This is a genomic window from Bradyrhizobium sp., assembly GCF_004799445.1.
In the GTDB taxonomy this organism is placed as follows: Bacteria; Pseudomonadota; Alphaproteobacteria; order Rhizobiales; family Xanthobacteraceae; genus Bradyrhizobium.
In genome coordinates, this window is the sequence record NZ_SSNA01000122.1 from 32,384 (window position 1) to 48,534 (window position 16,151).

The window sequence follows — 16,151 nt, forward strand, 5'->3', positions numbered from 1 at the left end:
CCCTCTCAATCGCACCCGCCATCGCCAACTCCATTCTTGCCCGGATCGAAGTGATCGGCAAAAGTGGAATCCGAATTTGAAGTCCGACCGCGCTCCAAACGATTGAAGACAGGCATGATCTTTTCATCGACCGGCTCACGCTTAGGCAAATCGGGCGCGAGCGAGACGCCGCGGCGGCTTTCAATCGCGCTCTCGATTCTGGGTTGCCTCATCCTGGCCAGCCCGGCGCATGCCTATGCAGTGCCGTCTCCCGTACAAGACGCCTCCGCGCCCTCAGCCGCGGACGCGATCTCCGCGCCGACAAGACTTGCCCAGACCCAACCGGCGCCTTTGCCTACACCTCTGCCCACACCGGCACCCGCGCGGCCAGCGGCATCCCCGTCGCCAGCACCGGCGGGGCCGGCCGCGCCTTCACCCGCTGCAAGCTCGCCCATATCAGCCCCCGCCGACGAACCGATCGGCAACGTCGCGACGCTGACGGGCACAGCCACCGTCATCCGCAACAAGGCATCGACGCCACTGAAACTGCAGGACGACATTTTCCTCAACGACATCCTGCAGACGTCGACGAATTCCACCCTCGGCATCACCTTCAACGACGCCACCACCTTCAACCTCACCGCCAATGCGCGGATCACCGTCGACAATTACCTTTATGAGGACGGCGGCAAACAGAACAATGCCTTGTTCGATATCACCAGGGGCACCGTCGCCTTTGTCGCCGCCGCCGTCGCCAAGACCGGCGACATGAGAATATCGACGCCGACGGCTTCGCTCGGCATTCGCGGCACCACCGGACTGGTCGAAGTGCCGCAGGACGGGGCGGCCACCGGCGCCCACAACATCAAGCTTTATCCGGATCCCGACGGCAGGGTCGGTCACATCGATGTCAGCGATCACAACGGCGTCCGGCTCGGCTCGCTCACGCAAGGCGCCAGCGGCTTTACCATCCGGCCCGGCGCCGGTGGCCGCATCACCGCCGCACCGCTGATGATCTCGCCGCGAGAGGCCGCGCGCGACCAGGGCATCGTGCGCCAGGTGCACGCAGCACAGGTCGTTGGCCGACAGGTCGTGACCCGGCAGCGCGCGTTACGGCAGGCCAATCCGAACCGGAACAATCCGCGCAACAATCCGGCGGGTCAGCCCGGACCGCAGCGGCAGAACAATCTGCAGCAACGGCCAAATTCACTGCAACCACGCCCGCCGCAGCAGCCGGGCTCGCCGAACCGGCCGCTCCAGCAAGGACAGCCGCAACAGCCGCACCCGCCCGGCCTGCAGCCCAATGCGCCCGGTGTGCGTCAACCCGGAGCGCCAAACCGGCCCGCGTTGCAGCCGAAGCGACCGCCCGCGCCGAGGGGCAAGCCGCCCAAGGAGAAGAAACGCTAGCGCGTCGCGTGGCGCAGCGGGCTCGTCCTTGGTAACGGCGCAAGAGCAGGAGGGTAGTGAGACGAAGGCTTTTCGCGCGGGCTAGGCAGCGCGCCGCAGCCAGTCCCTCACCTTTTGCATCAGGTTGATGCGCCGGCTTCGAACCGGAACCCTGTTGTCGGAAGCAGGCTTCACAAACGTGGCTGGGGGGATTTCTTCGGAGATTTTTTCCATCATCCCGGACGCTGTCGAAAGATTCGATGATACGGCGCCGGCAACGGCGTTGCCGGCAACCGCCGGCTCATCCGACCCGATCGCCGTGGACGTCAAACCGGGCTCTGGCGCCACCGATACCGGCATCGTCAGCGAAGGTTGCGGCGCCTCGGCCGGCTGACGCCGCCGCTTGTCGAGAACCGACTGCTTCTTGACCTTGGGTTTTCTCGCAAGGGCGGCGGCTTCAAGCGCGAGCGGACCCACATTTTCAAGAAACGCCCGCTCATAGGACCGGGTGAGCCGCTCGACCGCGGCGTCAAGCGGCAGCCAGTCGACGGCTCTCACATCATCCATCAGCTCGCGCGACGGCTCGCCGCCCGCCTCCATTCGCCAGTAATGCACAACCTTGAACCGTCCGCCGGACTCGTAGACCAGGGTTCCCAGGAATTCATGCACCGATACTTCATGACCGGTTTCTTCCAGCACCTCGCGCTCGGCGGCATCGCGCGGCGTTTCGCCGTCATCGAGCTTGCCTTTGGGAAGAACCCATTCATTGCGCTTGCGCAGCCGCACCACCGCGACCAGCGGGGTTTCCTGCTGCCGCAGCACAATGCCTCCCGCCGCCAGAACCGGCGCTCGCGCCATCTCAATTCCCTGATGCTTTTCGAATCGCGTTCGAGCGCGAACATATAACGGTGGGCGGCGGCAAAATCGAGGCGAGTGACGCCGATCAAAACTTCAGCCCGGCTTTCGCAGCAACCGCTGACCGGCCAATATCCGCGCGCCCTCGCGCACATTGTCACAGAATTCGAAATGGTCCGGCGCCAGCACGATGATGGTCGAGCCGTGCTCGAAATAGCCGAGCTCGTCGCCTTTGCGCAAGGAGACGTCGCAGGGAAACACCGTCGGTCCCGTTGTTTGCGCATTGAGCACGATATTGAGGAAATGCAGCCTGATGCTCGCCACCAGGATCGCGGCGACCGGCACCAGCGTGAGGGCCTCGCCGGATGAAAGGCGGCTTTGAATCACCGCGCGCTCGTTCTTGCAAAACAGCCGCTCGATTCGTTTCAGCGCGATCGGATTGACGTTCCAGGTGTCGCCGCTGATGAAGGTGACCTGCTCGATCCGGCAGTCGGCGGGCGCGTGAAAGCGGTGATACATGCTCGAGGTCAGCCGCAGCGTGACGAAGCGTCCGTTGCGGTGGGCGTCGACCAGTTTGGGATCGCCGAGCAAGTCCAGCAGTGAATAGCCAGCGCCCTTGATCTGAAACAGCTCGGTGTCCTCGATGGCGCCATGCGCGCCGATGATGGCGTCGGACGGGCTGACCACGGCCTGTGGGTCGGGGTCGGGCGGACGCAGGCCCGGCTTGAGCTCGCGCGTGAAACAGTCGTGCAGGCTGCTGAATTCGGTTTTCCTGGCTTCCGTCAAATCGAGATCGGAAAACATCCGCCAGCAGGCGATAGAGGCGTCGCGGACGACCGGATTCTCGATTTTGCTGAACCAGCCCATGAACCGCGTCAGCGCCGCCCGCGGAATGCGGTTGGTCAACAGGAAGTTGAGGTCCTCCTGCTGGGTCAGGGCGGAGAGCAGGCCCCGGATTGTCATGATTCTGTTAGATGGACCGGCTAGCGCTGGTGGCATGGATTCGCCCCTCCCGATTCTTTCTTTCGCAGCCGCGGCCGCAGGCGCCGCAGCCGTATTTCCCAAACTCAAGGCGCGGCTGGCGCTGTCGCGGGCCAAGCACCGCTCGCTCGCCGGACATTCGAAGATGTCGCGGCGGGTGGCGCGGCTGATTCCGTTCTATGAGTTTTCGATTCAAGACTTCTTCCGCTCCGACGGCGCGCCGGCCGGGATCGCCAAACAACGCCACGACGCCTTCTTCGCGCTGGCCCGCCTTTACGGGGAGCGCTACGCCAGGGGACGGCAGATGACGGCCGAAGCCGCCAGCCGCATCTCCGACCTGCAATTCACCGAAACCTACCGGGTGCCGTTCCAGTACAGCCGGCTGGTGCGCGAGCATCTTGCGACCAGCGCCTTCGTGCAGTCGTCGGCCGGCGTCACCGTCACCGACGTCGACGGCAATGTCTGCTACGATCTCACCGGCTCCTACGGCGTCAACATCTTCGGCAACGACTTCTACAAGGAGTGCATCGCCGGGGCGGAAACGCGCGCCCATGCATTGGGGCCGGTGCTGGGGCCCTATCACCCCGTCATGCTCGATAACGTGCGCCGGCTCACCGAGATTTCCGGGCTCGACGAAGTCTCGTTCCACATGTCCGGCACCGAAGCGGTGATGCAGGCGGTACGGCTCGCCCGCTATCACACCCGTCGCAGCCATCTGGTTCGTTTTGCCGGCGCCTACCATGGCTGGTGGGGCGACGTGCAGCCCGGCGTCGGCAACCCGGTTTCGCCGCACGAGACCTATACGCTGGCCGAGATGTCGGAGCGGACGCTCCAGGTGCTGCGGACACGCCGCGACATCGCCTGCGTGCTGGTCAACCCGCTGCAGGCGTTGCATCCCAACGCCAATGCGCCCGGCGATTCCGCGCTGGTCGACAGTTCCCGCTCCGCCCGTTTCGATCGCGCCGCCTACAGCGCCTGGCTGAAACAGCTGCGCGAAGTTTGCACCGAACGCGGCATCGTCCTGATCTTCGACGAGGTGTTCGTCGGCTTCCGTCTTGCCGCCGGCGGCGCGCAGGAATATTTCGGTGTCCGCGCCGACATGGTGACCTACGGCAAGAGCCTCGCGGGCGGCCTTCCCGTCGGCGTGGTGTGCGGGCGCAAGGAATTGATGCGCCGCTTCCGCGACGATCGCCCCGCCGACGTCTGCTTTGCCCGCGGCACCTTCAATTCGCATCCCTATGTGATGACCGCGATGGATGAATTCCTGAGCCGGCTCGCCAGCCCCAATTTCCGCGCGGTCTATAACGGTCTCGACGAGACCTGGAACGGCCGTGCCAAGGCGTTGAACGACAGCCTCGCCGCCGCGAACCTTCCGGCGCGCGTTTCCAACCTGTCCTCGATCTGGATGGTGCATTATACCGAGCCGTCCCGCTACAACTGGATGTTTCAATATTACCTGCGGGCCGAAGGGTTGGCGCTGAGCTGGGTCGGGACCGGTCGCCTGATCTTCAGCTTGAACTACACCGATGCCGATTTTGCCGAAGTGGCAAAGCGCTTCGTGGCCGCGGCCGACAAAATGAAGCGCGACGGCTGGTGGTGGCACGAGGCGTCCCTCACCAACAAGAGCATCCGCCGCCAGATCCTGAAAGAGATGCTTGGGCGCGTTGTTTCCCGCTAGAAGCATTCTGGCCTTGAAACCTGGCCCAGCCGTCGAGTCACCTCGCCCCGCTTGCGGGGAGAGGTCGAAATTTGCGCGAAGCGAAAATTTCGGGTGAGGGGGACTATCCGCGCGTCTGACTCTGTGGAGAGTCCCCCTCACCCCCGACGCTCTAAGAGCGAGCTTCGCTCGTCTCGACCCCGCAAGCGGGGCGAGGGAGCTGCAGGCCGCCCTCAGGCGTGCTGCTCTTCGAGAGTGTGCTCGACGATATCCAGGCCCGGATCGATCAGTTCGCCCTTCATCAGGAACAGCGGCGCCTTGTAATAGAGCCGGAGATCGCTGAACGGGTCGGTCAGGATCTTCGTCATCCAGACCAGGCCGGTCTCGACGTCGCGGATGAAGAACAGATGGATGGTGCGGAACAACAGCCCGCCGATGCCGATCGCGAGCCATATCTTGGCGACCTGCCGCATGAAGTCGGCCGGCGACGCCCATGGCGTGAAGATTCCGAACAGGGTCGGATCGAAGTACAGCACCACCGGCGACAGCGCCCAGATCGTCATCAGCACGACCTTGCGCTGCAGATTATAGCCGACCTTGATCTCCTCCTTGTGCTCATGGGTGGCCTGGTTGAGGTGGTCATACCCCTTGGGCTCGAAGAAGAAATGGCCGGCCTGGCGTGAGGTCATCGACACCAGCCAGCCGATCAGGGCTGCCACGACCGGATCGAAGAAGATCATGACGTAGCCGACCAGAAAGCTCGCCGCGCTGACGAAGTGCAGGCTCTGGTTGATGCGGCTGTGGTGATAGTAGCGATGGTCGTCCCAGCGCTGGGTTCGCAACTGCTCCAGGAAATCCTTGATCATTCTCTCCCCCAGGAAGGTGGCCTCTGATGCTGTTTTACAGCGATTCGATGTAGGGCATGTGACATCATCAAACTGTCACACGCCGTTTCATGACGACGCGTTACGCAGGTTACGCAAATGTCTTGCGCTGGACTAGGCGGCGGCCGCGGCGTCGATTTTGCGGAAACGCACCAGCGAGAAATGGCCGAGCGGCGGAATCAGGCGGCGCTCCACCAGCTCGACCCGCGTCGCCCCCGCGAGCCATCGGGTGTAGCGCGACCAGGCGAACTCGGCGGTCCGGAAACCAAGCCGGCGCACCACCGGCTGCAGTTGCTGCTCGATGAAGCGGCGCATGCCGGCATCGGCGCTGACGCGCGTAAGGATGATCAGTTCGCCGCCCGGCCGCAACACGCGGGCGAACTCGTCCAACGCCACTTCCGGATTCGGCACCGCGGTGACGACATATTGCGCCATCACCACGTCGAAGGAGTCGTCGGGAAACTCGAGCTTCTCGGCGTCCATTACCGCCAAGCCTTCGATATTCTTCAGGCGCAGGTCGGCGACGCGCTGCTTCGCCTTGTTCAGCATCGCTTCCGAAATATCGGTTCCGAAGATGCGGACATGCGGCGCGTAGAGTGGCAGCGAAATGCCGGTGCCGACGCCGACTTCGAGGACGCGGCCGCCGATCTTGTTGGTCGCCTGAATGGCGGCGTCGCGGCCCTTGCTGAACACGCCACCGAACACGAGGTCATAGATCGGGGCCCAGCGATCGTAGGCCTGCTCGACCATTTCGCGGTTGAAGTCCAACTGCGTCGCGCCGTCCAGTTTGATGATTTCTGCCATGATGACCTTTGCCTCGTTGATCCCTGCGGTCTGATCCGGCTCGCCGGGTCAGATCAGTTGGTTGTTGATCTCAGCCGCGCACCGGATGTCTTCCAGCCACGACGAGGGCGGGCCGCGGCGAACGGCTCGGCTGCAGCGCACTCAGATTGCCGATGAACTGCCGCGCGCTGTTTTCCCAGGAGCGCTCCAGCGCAAACCGCCGGCAGGCCTCTCGGGACATGTCGAGCGCGCGCAGGCAGGCGCTGCGGAGATCCTCGTCGAGCGCGCCAACCGGATGGTCCGCGATCACGTCGAGCGGCCCCGTCACCGGGAAGGCGGCAACCGGCGTGCCGCAGGCCAGCGCTTCCAGTTGCACGACGCCGAAGGTGTCGGTGCGGCTCGGAAACACGAACACATCCGCCGCCGCCAGATGCGCGGTCAGATCCGCCCCGGTCTTTTCGCCGAGGAACTTCACACCAGGATATTTTTGCTGCAGCGCCGCCCTTTGCGGTCCATCGCCGACCACGACCTTTGAGCCCGGCAAGTCCTGCGCAAGAAAGGCCTCGATATTCTTTTCGACGGCGACGCGGCCCATCGTCATGAAGATCGGCCGCGGCAGATCGAGCTCGGCCGGATGATCCGGGTTGAAGAGCTCGGTATCGACGCCACGCCCCCAGAAGCCGAGCCGGCGGAAGCCGCGTGCGCCGAGCTCATTATAAAGAGAACCGGTCGCCACCATCGTCATGGAAGCCGCCGCATGAAAGCGCCGCAGCACCGCATAGCTCAGCGCGGCCGGGATGATGGAGCGCACCGCGATATATTCCGGAAAGCGCGTCGTGTAGGACGTCGTGAAGGCGAGCTTGTGGCGGCGGCAATAGGCCCGCACCGCCCAGCCGATCGGCCCCTCGGTCGTGATGTGGATCGCGTCGGGCGCTGCCGCCTCGATCCTTCTGGCGATCTCGCGCCGGTTCGGCAACGCTATTCGCAGGCCCGGATAGGTCGGAACGCCGACCGAGGGAAACCCATCCGGGGTCAGGAATTCAATATCGGCCCCCAGCGCCGACGCGCTGCGCGCCAGCGAGGTCAGGGTGCGCACCACGCCGTTTACCTGCGGGCGCCAGGCGTCGGTCGCAATCAAAATCCGCATCACGGGACCCTAAGGGGGTTGCTGATTCTCAGTTTCCCGACGTTCTGCTACGGATATTTCAAGCGTGTGACGTCATAGAGCTTAACGCCCTCCTTTTCGCAACCCTGTGGCCGTTTTTTCGGGCCCCAGGACCCCAGAATGAAACAATTCATGAATGCGACGAAACCATTTTGCCGGTTTGGCGAAAATGTCCGGAAATGTTTCTCCGTTAAGGATCCCCCTAACGACGCAGCAAAAGCTCGCGCGCAAGCGATCGAACAGGGGACGCCAGATGTCCAGCCTCAGGGCCATCAAACTGAATTCCCGCCGTGCCGCGGCCTTCGGCGCGCTGGCGATCGGCGCCGCGGTTTTTTCGGGCGCAGCCTCGGCAGCACCGCTTCAGCTGTTTCCTTTCATCATGACGCCCGAACAAGCGGCGCCGCCTGCGGTGCAATCCGCGCCATCCGAAGACGAAAACGCCACGGCGGAGCTGCCGGCGCGGCTGAAACGCCAGATCGTCAACTATCCCACCCGTGAGGCGGCGGGGACGATCATCATCGATACGCCCAACACTTATCTCTATTATGTGCTCGGCGGCGGCCAGGCGATCCGCTACGGCATCGGCGTCGGCCGCGACGGCTTCACCTGGTCCGGCGTGCAGTCGATTACCAAAAAGGCGGAGTGGCCGGATTGGACTCCGCCGCCGGAAATGATCGCGCGCCAGCCTTATCTGCCGCGCCACATGGCGGGCGGCCCCGGCAACCCGCTCGGCGCCCGCGCCATGTATCTCGGCGGCACGGTGTATCGCATCCACGGCACCAACGCGCCGGGCACCATCGGCACCCACGTTTCATCCGGCTGCATCCGCCTCACCAACCAGGACGTGTCCGATCTCTATTCGCGGGTCAGCGTCGGCGCCAAGGTGATCGTGCTGCCGATGGACCGCCGCGCCGACAACATGCTCGGCAAGCGGGGCTGACGGTTTGCGCGCCCGCGAATCCCGCCCAACGCCGGCACCGCGAAAAATAAGCAAGCCGGCATCTCAGACGCAAACGTAAATCCGATGTCGACACTCGCCATCACGTCACTGACCATCGTGCTTGCCGCTGCGGCGTTCCTGATCCTCGAGCGAGTGCGGCCCGGCCGCGAACTGCCGAACGCGCCGGGCTGGTACGCCCGTGCGCTTGTCGTCACGCTGTTTCAGGTCGGCATCACGCTCGTCACCAACCGGCTCTGGGTCCACCTGTTCGCACACATATCGCTGTTCGATCTCAGAGCGCTACATCTGCCGATCGTCGAAGGATTCATCGGCTGGTTCACCGGGACGTTTTTCTTTTACTGGTGGCACCGCCTGCGCCACCAAAAAGGCTGGTGGGTGCTATTTCATCAGGTGCATCACTCGCCGGCCCGGATCGAGGCCGTCACTTCATTCTACAAGCATCCGGTGGAAATCCTGGCGGATAGCGCGCTCGCGGCGGCGGTGTTGTATCCGTTGCTCGGCTGCTTGTTGGAAGGCGCAATGTGGTTCAACGCGTTCGCCGCGACCGGCGAATTCTTCTATCACTCGAACTTCAAATCGCCGCGCTGGCTGAAATACGTCATCCAGACCCCCGAACTGCATTCGATCCATCACCAGATCGACGTCCATTCGTTCAATTATGGCGACCTTCCGATCTGGGACCGGCTGTTCGGCACCTATCGCGACGCCGACGATTTTGCTCCGCAATGCGGCTTTCCCCGCCACAACGAGCGGCATCTGTCGCGCATGCTGGCTTTCCAGGATGTCTATGACAGGTGAGATCGCCATCCCGCTGTCGGGCGACGGCGACCGGTGATGTCTTGGACAGCGCAATGGCGCCCCTGCCCTGGCGCCGCCACACCGCGCGGAACGGCGTGGTCTTTCGCGCCGCTTTTTGTGTCTGACTGGCAATAATTCGACCCTATTTGCGCCCGCGGCCTGCGCCATATCTTGGCGTCGTGACCGCGGTGCCGCCGGGGGCGCCCGCTCTGGCGCAGCCCTACCCCGCCCTGTAGGCTCCCAAGCTGAATCAGTCCGGGGGGACGATGCGTCTTAAGGCCATTTTGCTCGCGATCGCGGTGGTCGCGGTCTCGTTCTTCGTCAGCCTGAAAGCCCTGGACTGGTTGTCGCTGCGCGGCACGGTCCCCGGGCCGGCGCTTGCCCAATTGCCGCCGCTGCCGCCCGCGCCCCGCAGTTCGGTGATCCTGGCCCAGGTCACCATTCCGATCTCCGCCATTCGCGACGCCGCCGATCGCAGCGCGGCACGCAACTTCGCTGGCAAGGCCGACAATCCGGTGTCGCAAATCCTGCAAAACGCCGATATCGGCTGGACCGCCTCACGGGGACCGATCGCGGCGACCGGGGGCCAGGACGTGTTGTCGCTGACCACGGCGCTGACCGGAAAACTGAATGTGACGGGCTCGTTGTCGTCGAAGGCGACCGGCGCGGTCGGCGACGCGCTTGGCGGCCTGCTCGGCGGCAATGTCGCCAAGCAGATCGGCAGCGTCAACATCAAGGCCCTCAATGCCAGCGCCGAGATCAAGGGCAATGTCGTCATCACCTCGCGCCCCAAGCTTGCCGCGGCCTGGCATCTCGAGCCGAATTTGGGCGCCCAGGTCACGCTGGGCGACACCAGCGTCACGGTGGCGGGCGCGCGCGTCAACGTTCCGGCGCAGGTCAAGCCGGTGATCGACAAGACCGTCGCCGATCAGATCGCCGCCGCCGGCGCGCGGATTCGCAACGATCCTTCCTTCGAGCGCAATGCCAGGATTCAATGGGCCAAGGCGTGCCGCTCCATACCGCTGCAAGGCAACGGCGCCGCCGCGTCGACGCCGGCGCTTTGGCTGGAGCTGCGGCCGACCCGCGCGGTCGCGGTGCAGCCCCGCATCGACGCCGCCGCGGTCACGCTGATCCTCGGCATCGAGGCGGAGACCCGGATCACCCCGGCGCAGACCACGCCCAGCTGCCCGTTTCCCGAGAAGATCTCCATCGTCCCGCCGACCCCAGCCGGCGTCAGCATCGGCATCCCGATCGACGTCCCCTTTGCCGACATCAACAAGATCGTGGAAGCCCAGTTCGCCGGCCGGACCTTTCCCGAGGACGGTTCGGGCTCGGTCAATGTCACGGTGAAGCGGGCGTCGGTCGCAGCGTCAGGCGACCGGCTGTTGATCTCGCTGCTGGTGAACGCCAAGGAGAAAACCAGCTTCCTCGGCTTCGGCGGCGAGGCCACCGTGCATATCTGGGGCAGGCCGGTACTCGATCAGGCGCAGCAGACCCTGCGGCTGACCAACATGGAACTGGCCGTCGAATCCGAGGCCGCCTTCGGGCTGCTCGGCGCCGCGGCGCGCGCGGCCATGCCGCATCTGCAAAAAGTCCTTGCCGAAAAGGCCACCGTCGATCTCAAGCCGTTCCTCGCCAACGCGCAGAAAAGGATCGCCACCGCGATCGCGGATTTCCAGAAGAACGAGGACGGCGTCCGGGTGGCGGCGGAAATCACCAGCCTGAACCTCGCCGACATCGCCTTCGATTCCAAGACGCTGCGGGTGATCGCCGAGGCCGCAGGTACGATCACGGTCAATATAACGGCGGTGCCGGGGTTGTAGCGCCTTGGGCGGAAGTGGATGCCGGCGTTCCCCGGATGCGACGCAGCGCCTTCATGGCGTTTATGCGCGTCTGCGACGCGCTATGGCGCTGCGCTGCATCCGGGGGCCCAGTGTTCGATGTGCCATGGATCCCGGCTCTGCGGTGCATCGTGAAGAGCGCTGCACCGCGGCCGGGAAACGATCGCGGCGCGGAGCGAGGCAACCATAACGCCGCCCGCGTTTTAATCAGCATTTCCCGCCGCCCTTCGGCTTTGCGGGCCGCCGGAAGCCGGGTAGAAGGGCTACAAGCCTCAACAAAAACCAGGGAGAAGAGACCATGAAACCGGTTGCAGCCATCGTGATGGCCGGCCTCGCCTACGCCGTGTCCGGCGGAGCGGCGAGCGCGCAGATTTCCGACGACGTCGTCAAGATCGGCGTGCTCACCGACATGTCCAGCCTCTATGCCGACGCGACCGGCAAGGGCTCGCTGGCCGCGGTGCAGATGGCGGTTGCCGACTACGGCAGCAAGGTGAAGGGCAAGCCGGTGGAGGTGATCGCCGCCGATCACCAGAACAAGCCCGACGTCGGCATCAACATCGCCCGCAACTGGTACGACAATGAGAAGGTCGACGCGATCTTCGACGTGCCGACCTCCTCGGTCGCGTTGCCGATCTCCGCGCTGACCCGCGAGAAGAACAGGATCAACATCAATTCCGGCGGCGGCAGCTCCGACATTACCGGCGTCGCCTGCTCGCCCAACACCGTGCACTGGACCTACGACACCTATGCGCTGTCCAATGTCGCAGGCCGAGCGATGGTCAAGCGCGGCGAGGATACCTGGTTCTTCGTCACCGCCGACTACGCCTTCGGCATGGCGCTGGAGCGCGATGCCGCCAATGTCGTCAAGGAGAGCGGCGGCAAGGTGCTGGGCAACGTCCGTCATCCCCTGAACTCGTCCGATTTCTCTTCCTTCCTGCTGCAGGCGCAAGCCTCCAAGGCCAAGGTGATCGGACTGGCCAATGCCGGCGGCGATACCACCAACGCGCTGAAGCAGGCGTCCGAATTCGGCATCACGCAGGGCGGCCAGAAGATAATCGCGCTGTTGCAGGAAATCACCGACACCCACGCGCTCGGCGCCAAGGCCACCCAGGGGCTGATCGTCACCGACGCCTTCTACTGGGACATGAACGACGAGACCCGCGCCTTCTCCAAGCGCTTCTACGAGAAGGTCGGGCATATGCCGACCATGATCCAGGCCGGCCTGTATTCGGCGACCATGCATTATTTGAAGGCAATCGAGGCGATCGGCACCGATGAAGCGCCGAAAGTGATGGCGCAGATGCGGGCGACCCCGATCAACGACTTCTTCGCCAAGGGCGGCAAGATCCGGATCGACGGCCGCATGGTCCACGACATGTATCTGTTCGAGGTCAAGAAGCCGGAAGAGTCAAAGGGCGAGTGGGACCTCTACAAGCTGCTCGCCACCGTCCCCGGCGACGAAGCCTTCCGTCCGCTCGACAAGGGCGGTTGCCCGCTGGTCAAGACGAATTGACAACATCATCTCCCTCTCCCCGCTTGCGGGGAGAGGGTTGGGGTGAGCGGGACTCTCGGCACAGCAGGACTCGCGGGGAGTCCCCCTCACCCGGATTTTTCGCTGCGCGTAAAATCCGGCCTCTCCCCGCGAGCGGGGAGAGGCAAGATGACCGCGGCTCTCAGAAAACAAAAGCGCGTCCGGCCATCCAGCTCCGGCGCCTTCGTCAGTCCTCGAATTTGAACGAGACGTTGAGCTTGGCGCGGTAGGCTTCGATCTTGCCTTTGGCATCCAGCTGCAAATCGAGTTTGACAATTTCGGCGACGCGAAGATCACGGAGGGTCTTCCCCGCTCTCTCGACCGCGGCCGCGGCCGCCTTCTCCCATGAATCCTTGCTGGTACCGATCAGCTCAATGACTTTGTAGACGCTCTCGGTCATGTCGTCCTCCCGTTCGGTATGCGGCAGGAGGCAGATGCTCCTGCCGCCGGCAAGACTAACATCGGGATGTCGAGGCCGATAGGATGCGTAGCGTCTTTTCGAACCAAGCCGCTCGGCAAAGTGCTGCGGAATCAGGAATGGCCGGGCGGCAGCGATGCCGTCCGGCCATCCAGCAAGTCTTATTGCTTGGCGCTTATATGGTGCGCTACTCCGTTGAATACGTGAATTCGGGCATTGCGGTCAGACTGTCCTTGGTCGCGTTGAACACGGCGTGATCCGGATACCACGGATTCGGCTTCGTGGTGTTCGCCATCGCCGACGGCGCCGCGGTATTGGCCGCACCCGTCGTCGTGCTCGAAGGCGGACGGGCGGGCGGCGCGTTGGGCCCGTTGGCGGCGCCGCTATAGGCCACCGGCTCATTGACGAATTTGATCTTGTCGAAGGAGATGGCGACGAGATGCGAGCCCATGCCTAGGAAGCCGCCAACGCCGATCACCACCGCCTTGATATTCCCGCTCTTGTCGGTCAACAGATCGTTGATCGAGCCGATGCTTTCGTTGTTGTCGTTATAGACGCTGAGGCCAACGAGTTTGGATGCCCGCCAATCGCCGTGGAACGTGGAATCCGACGCCGCCGCTGGGTTGGCGCGGTCGGTGGTTGCCGTCGGGGTTTGCGCTGACGCTACCGTCGCCAGCAATGCGGTCCCGGCCAAGACGGCCGTGATATATTTTGCCAACATTTGGTTTCTCCCTGATCATTTAAATTGTGGGGAGAGAACCCGTCACGGCGAAGGCCGTTCCCGTTTAGCAAATATTTAGATGGCTGCGATGCAAACCAGTTTTATGAAACCTGACGCGTTCGCGCACGCGCGAGTCATCGTCCGCGATCAAGCTTGATCGCGAGCCCGTATCCACCCACCGACCAGGTCCGGGCATGCTTCGCTGGAAAACGCTTATTGTCTTGGCGCGTTTTCTTGACGCGAACGGTACCCACTTCGCTCCGAAGCGCCACCACTCAGAACCCGCCCCAGTATGGCGGGATTCCGTAATATTGATGCAGCTCGATCTCCTTTGAGCGATCGCCCCAGTCGAAATCCTTGTCGGCGCGGAACGACGGCGCGCGCCTGAGCTCATCATCATCGATGTCGAGCTGGTAGGCTTCGATTTTGGTGTTGTAGGTCAGACGCGCCCAGGGCAGCGGCAGCAGACTGGCTCCCATGCCAAGAAAGCCGCCAAAACTGAGGATCGCGTAGGACACCTTGCCCGAGACCTTGTCGATCATCAGCCGTTCGATGTGACCGATCCGCTCGCCGTTCGGCCTTCGCACCGCGGTGCCCTCGACCCGGTCGCTGGCGATCAACTGGTGTGGTTTTTCCTTCACGTCGGCCATCATCACCCTCCCTCCGGGTTGATGAGGTGGATAACGCTTCAGCCGCGCTCGGGTTCCAGCGCGGCGATCATCGCCGGATCCAACCGGGGCCAGTGAGAGCCATCGGTCGGCTGAATGGGCGGGGCGGCCACGGCGTGGAATTCGACGCCGTGCAGGGTGATCGTCAGGGATATTCCGAAGTGGTTGGCGCCGAATATCCTGAGGCGCCGGTCGAATTCGTCCCTGGGGAGGTCGAGGGAAATCTCGCACATCGCGCGATAGGTGCTGCGAAAATATTTCCTTTCGCCCCATTGAAGCGGCAGCGCCGGCGGCGGCTCCGGGTTCAAGGCAAGCCATTTCGCCATGCGCCAGAACAATTGCGCGAGGCGAGCATAAGCCATTCCTTCGAGACCAAGGACCGAGATATCGGCTGGAATGGCAAACATCGCGACCTCGATGATCGGGCCGGCATCGACCCGTTCGACCATGACGTGGGCGGTTGCGCCGAATTCCGTTGCCTGATGGTAGAGCGCAAAATGCGCGGGCGCCCATCCGGGATAGCTGGGCGGACCCGGATGAAAATTGAACGCGCCGTAGCCGAGCTGGGCGAGAATTCGCTGCGGCACGATCACGGGCGTCACATACCCGACCAGCCGCCCCCGCCGCAGCAGATCCGGGCTCAGCGCGGCGAGCTCGGCGGAGGTCTCGACCGGCATCACCGTGAGACGCGGATTGTGCCAGAGCAGAACCGACGGCAACACGGCCCGCTCGGCGGCACCTGCGAGGAGAATGACGGTATCGAACATGCGCCTTGCGGTTTCCTCACCGCTATTGTCGTTCGTCGCTGAAGCTCAGGTCTGGTAGTCGATCAGAAGAGCCGAGGCTGACGTCGCGCTGGCGTTGCCGGTATCGGGCGTGCCGCTCGCGCTGTAGGATGAGGGTGACGAGGACGACAGCGAATTCTGCAGCGATTGGAGAAACTGCTGCAGAATGTCGTTGGCGGAGCTGGTGCTCGATGCGCCGCTGGTACCGCTGCTCGACGATGACGAAGTGTCGGAAGCGGACGAACCGCCGTGGTGGCCGTGATGGCCATGGTGCGCGGCGCCGGCGCCCTGGAGGTCCGGGGTCTGACCCGGGCCACCGACAGCCGTCGCGGCATTTGCGCCGCCGGCGTCGGCCGCGCCGCCGGCGCCGTTGGCGAACGCGGCCTTGAAGACCCCCTGCAGTTCGGTGGCCTGGGCGCTGGTGAGCTTGCCGCTGGACACCTCGCCCGCAATCAGGTTGTCGATCTTCGACTTCAATTCGCCGGGAGGCAAATTTGTGCCGTTGGCCGGGGCGCCCGCGCTGCCACTCTGCAGCGAGGAATTGACATCCGTCAGTGCCGAGGAAAGCGCGGTCTGATCCGACGAACTGATGGCGCCGGAGTTTACTTCCGACTGCAGTTCGGCCTGCAGCTGCTGCAGCGGGGTTAGGTAATTGTTACTGGACGCGGCGGCGATCGAGGTCATGATGGCTCCAAAGGTTCTTGCCGGACGCCACAACGTTTGGGTTAATGTGCTTAA

15 protein-coding genes and 1 pseudogene are annotated in these 16,151 nt (G+C 63.8%); 6 read left to right on the forward strand and 10 right to left on the reverse strand.

Features of this window, described 5'->3' with window-relative positions; translation table 11 throughout:
* Positions 1-114: 114 nt before the first annotated feature.
* Positions 115-1,386, forward strand: coding sequence for a FecR domain-containing protein (locus tag E8A46_RS16805; RefSeq protein WP_363251925.1), 1,272 nt, complete (start codon positions 115-117; stop codon positions 1,384-1,386).
* Positions 1,387-1,806: 420 nt separating this feature from the next.
* On the opposite strand, the pseudogene E8A46_RS30470 reads toward E8A46_RS16805, so the two are convergent.
* Positions 1,807-2,223, reverse strand: a pseudogene (locus E8A46_RS30470) (NUDIX hydrolase); the annotation flags it as partial.
* A gap of 93 nt (positions 2,224-2,316) precedes the next feature.
* Positions 2,317-3,183, reverse strand: coding sequence for an archaetidylserine decarboxylase (gene asd / locus E8A46_RS16815; protein ID WP_291562955.1), 867 nt, complete (start codon positions 3,181-3,183; stop codon positions 2,317-2,319).
* A gap of 34 nt (positions 3,184-3,217) precedes the next feature.
* Between asd and E8A46_RS16820 the strand changes: the two genes are divergently transcribed.
* On the forward strand, positions 3,218-4,879 hold the full coding sequence (locus tag E8A46_RS16820; protein ID WP_291562957.1) for an aminotransferase class III-fold pyridoxal phosphate-dependent enzyme: 1,662 nt from the start codon (positions 3,218-3,220) through the stop codon (positions 4,877-4,879).
* Positions 4,880-5,091: 212 nt separating this feature from the next.
* On the opposite strand, the gene E8A46_RS16825 is transcribed toward E8A46_RS16820, so the two are convergent.
* The 3 genes from E8A46_RS16825 to E8A46_RS16835 form a co-directional block, all read right to left on the reverse strand.
* The gene (locus E8A46_RS16825) at positions 5,092-5,724 is read right to left on the reverse strand and encodes a hypothetical protein (protein WP_291562960.1); all 633 of its coding nucleotides are present in this window, start codon (positions 5,722-5,724) and stop codon (positions 5,092-5,094) included.
* 132 nt (positions 5,725-5,856) lie between these two features.
* A complete protein-coding gene (locus E8A46_RS16830) occupies positions 5,857-6,546 on the reverse strand; it encodes a methyltransferase domain-containing protein (RefSeq protein WP_291562963.1) in 690 nt (229 codons plus the stop codon).
* Positions 6,547-6,616: 70 nt separating this feature from the next.
* Complete coding sequence (locus E8A46_RS16835) at positions 6,617-7,672, reverse strand: glycosyltransferase family 1 protein (RefSeq protein ID WP_291562965.1); 1,056 nt, start codon at positions 7,670-7,672, stop codon at positions 6,617-6,619.
* Between the two features lie 271 nt (positions 7,673-7,943).
* On the opposite strand from E8A46_RS16835, the gene E8A46_RS16840 reads away from it, so the two are divergent.
* The 4 genes from E8A46_RS16840 (at position 7,944) to E8A46_RS16855 (ending at position 12,803) form a co-directional block, all read left to right on the forward strand.
* Entirely contained in the window at positions 7,944-8,630 is a 687-nt protein-coding gene (locus E8A46_RS16840; protein ID WP_291562968.1) for a L,D-transpeptidase, read from the forward strand.
* Positions 8,631-8,714: 84 nt separating this feature from the next.
* Positions 8,715-9,449: a sterol desaturase family protein gene (locus E8A46_RS16845; RefSeq protein WP_291562971.1), complete on the forward strand. Its 735-nt coding sequence runs from the start codon at positions 8,715-8,717 to the stop codon at positions 9,447-9,449.
* Between the two features lie 266 nt (positions 9,450-9,715).
* A complete protein-coding gene (locus E8A46_RS16850; RefSeq protein ID WP_291562975.1) occupies positions 9,716-11,272 on the forward strand; it encodes a DUF4403 family protein in 1,557 nt (518 codons plus the stop codon).
* 316 nt (positions 11,273-11,588) lie between these two features.
* Positions 11,589-12,803, forward strand: a complete 1,215-nt coding sequence (locus E8A46_RS16855; RefSeq protein WP_291562977.1) for an ABC transporter substrate-binding protein — start codon at positions 11,589-11,591, stop codon at positions 12,801-12,803.
* A 205-nt stretch (positions 12,804-13,008) separates the two neighbouring features.
* On the opposite strand, the gene E8A46_RS16860 is transcribed toward E8A46_RS16855, so the two are convergent.
* The 5 genes from E8A46_RS16860 to E8A46_RS16880 all read right to left on the reverse strand — a co-directional run bounded on the left by E8A46_RS16860 (position 13,009) and on the right by E8A46_RS16880 (position 16,097).
* Positions 13,009-13,221, reverse strand: coding sequence for a dodecin family protein (locus tag E8A46_RS16860; protein ID WP_291562980.1), 213 nt, complete (start codon positions 13,219-13,221; stop codon positions 13,009-13,011).
* 205 nt (positions 13,222-13,426) lie between these two features.
* Positions 13,427-13,960 carry a PRC-barrel domain-containing protein gene (locus E8A46_RS16865; protein WP_291562983.1) on the reverse strand — a complete coding sequence of 178 codons (534 nt, stop codon included), beginning with the start codon at positions 13,958-13,960 and terminating at the stop codon, positions 13,427-13,429.
* A gap of 275 nt (positions 13,961-14,235) precedes the next feature.
* A complete protein-coding gene (locus tag E8A46_RS16870; protein ID WP_291562986.1) occupies positions 14,236-14,613 on the reverse strand; it encodes a PRC-barrel domain-containing protein in 378 nt (125 codons plus the stop codon).
* 35 nt (positions 14,614-14,648) lie between these two features.
* Entirely contained in the window at positions 14,649-15,395 is a 747-nt protein-coding gene (locus E8A46_RS16875; protein WP_291562989.1) for a formyltransferase family protein, read from the reverse strand.
* A gap of 45 nt (positions 15,396-15,440) precedes the next feature.
* Entirely contained in the window at positions 15,441-16,097 is a 657-nt protein-coding gene (locus E8A46_RS16880) for a hypothetical protein (RefSeq protein ID WP_291562993.1), read from the reverse strand.
* Positions 16,098-16,151 lie beyond the last annotated feature (54 nt).